Origin of the sequence: Ligaoa zhengdingensis, assembly GCF_014384885.1 — a bacterium.
In the GTDB taxonomy this organism is placed as follows: Bacteria; Bacillota; Clostridia; order Oscillospirales; family Ruminococcaceae; genus Ligaoa; species Ligaoa zhengdingensis.
Genome location: NZ_JACRST010000101.1, coordinates 1 through 670, shown reverse-complemented (window position 1 = coordinate 670; position 670 = coordinate 1). Strand labels below are relative to the sequence as shown.

General features: G+C 56.4%; 1 protein-coding gene. It reads right to left on the bottom strand.

Annotated elements, in window-relative coordinates:
* Positions 1–660: DNA cytosine methyltransferase (locus H8711_RS13880; RefSeq protein ID WP_249283911.1), on the bottom strand; the 660-nt coding region annotated here is incomplete at its 3' end.
* Positions 661–670: the final 10 nt, after the last annotated feature.

The following is a 670-nucleotide window of genomic DNA, read 5'->3' as shown; positions in this document are numbered from 1 at the left end:
CCCGCCCTCTCCGCAAGGCGGAGGAAGTGGGAGCATTGGACGGGGCTTAAATAGTATGTCTGCGGCACGTCTGCCTCCAAAATCCGCCACGACGAAAATCCGCTGCCTTCGTGCCAGCCTTCGGGAGCCTGCCCAATACTGGGCGTCCATGAGCCGCCAGCACACATCAGGCGTTCCCCCTCGCACCATTCCGGCGTTTCCCCATCTTCCCGAAGGAGGCATTGGAACTTCGGTGTCCGAGAAGGCGGATAGGACGGCTCTAAAGTCCATCCGGTCATTTGTAGAAAACGCTCCCATGACGTTTTCCCAAACAGCGATAGCTGGATATAGGTTATCAGTAGCATCCCTCATTTCCTGTATGATACGAAACGCCTGATAGAACAGGCTTGATTTTGCCCCGGCAAGGCCGGAGCGGTTGCCGATCAGAGAAAGGTTCTGACAGGGGGAACCGAAGGTAATTATATGGACAGGTGGGATTTTCCCGCCGTCCACCTTCGTAATATCCCCCAAATGCACCATGTCGGGAAAGTGCCTTTTGGTTATGGAGATGGGCGCTTTTTCAATCTCACTGGCCCAGACCGGACGGATACCGCACCGGGAAGCAGCCAGAGGGAACACGCCGATCCCGTCGAAAAGGCTTCCCAGCTTAATGTCCGGCATGGCCCGGGGT